Raw genomic sequence first — 1,310 nt, 5'->3', positions numbered from 1 at the left:
GGCTTTCATCCGATTATAGCTGTGCTTATCGATAACAAAGAAGAAATTAGCAATACGGTTTACTCGGGTTCTGTCCGGTATTCTGATACTACTTTGCCAGCGAGTAGCAAAAATGTGGACGTCTATTGCCTGTTCTCTAATCAACCGACGTTACCCTTCCGAATCCGGATTCCATCCAAGAACCTGACGAGCCCGACCCTTAATGGTCCACAAACCTATCGATTCGCTAACCTGGTCATCAATTGGGGAGATCCTGATTTGATCGTAATCGTGGAGCCAGCATAATGGATGAGATAACCTATAGAAACAAGACCTATAAAGGGCCAGAGTCCTGGAAGGCATGTGATAGGCGACAATTTGAAAAGTTGATTCCCTTTTGTCGCTTGCCTGCCGATGCTATAACCGATGAGATCTATGGCATGGCCGTTCAGCTTATTTTCAGGATCCGGCCATTAGATTGGGCGCGCTGGAGATTGAGCCAGCTGCAGTGGGAAGCTTTAAAAAAGCAGATCCAGTGGGTGTTTGAGATGCCAGAGGGGAAGCCCTTCGAGTATTTCGAGCATGATGCGATCCGGTACCTATTGATGGACGAGCTCTTTGCAGACACCAGCGCCCTGGAGCTTTCCATGGCCATGATGGCCTACACCGATTTTGTTCGTCCGGACGATCGAGATTTGTCGGCCCTGGATCGGCTGCTGGCCACCATTTACCGCCCTGAGCGAAAGGATCTGAAGGCTTTCAAAAACTCGGAGGAGTGGAATGGAGATATGCGGGAGCCCTATAATGAGTCGCGTATGCTCATGCATGCCCAACACTTGGCAACCCTGAGCCTGGAAACCAAGACGGTTTTGCTTACTTATTTTGAAGTACAGACCCGTTTGTTTTTGGACCAGTACGATGAGCTGTTTGGTGGGGATACCGAACCACGCTATAGCGATGGCCGCGGCTGGATCATGATGCTAAAAAACATTGCCAAGGAAGGGCACTTTGGAAACTTCGACCAGGTATGCCGCCAGCCGGTACACCTGGTATTTGTAGCGGCCCTGGATGATACATTAAACGCCGAAGAGATTCGGGACAAACAAGAAAACGGATATGAATACTGAAATGGTTGTGATCAAGGATCTGATCACCTTAGAGGAGTTTTTTAAACATGCCAGTCAGACGCTGGGCGGTATCGATGTGTTTCAGCATATCAGCGTTGGTCCCGATGGACTGCAGGAGATGGGCCATCTTTTTGAAAAGACGATCCGGCCCGATCAGCTTGTCTGCACCTTCCAGGTTGCAGAAACGCCTTTGTATGATAACAG

General features: G+C 49.0%; 3 protein-coding genes. All 3 read left to right on the top strand.

What is annotated here, in order from left to right; translation table 11 throughout:
- Nucleotides 1-285: hypothetical protein (locus tag CLV98_RS23620; RefSeq protein ID WP_158281330.1), on the top strand; the 285-nt coding region annotated here is incomplete at its 5' end.
- Nucleotides 285-1,106, top strand: a complete 822-nt coding sequence (locus CLV98_RS23260; RefSeq protein WP_109678529.1) for a hypothetical protein — start codon at nt 285-287, stop codon at nt 1,104-1,106. The genes CLV98_RS23620 and CLV98_RS23260, both read left to right, overlap by 1 nt.
- Nucleotides 1,096-1,310: hypothetical protein (locus CLV98_RS23255; protein WP_146202361.1), on the top strand; the 215-nt coding region annotated here is incomplete at its 3' end. The genes CLV98_RS23260 and CLV98_RS23255, both read left to right, overlap by 11 nt.

Origin of the sequence: Dyadobacter jejuensis, assembly GCF_003149085.1 — a bacterium.
Lineage (GTDB): Bacteria > Bacteroidota > Bacteroidia > Cytophagales > Spirosomataceae > Dyadobacter > Dyadobacter jejuensis.
Note: the sequence above shows the minus strand (reverse complement) of the source record. Positions and strands in the feature narration are given on the sequence as shown.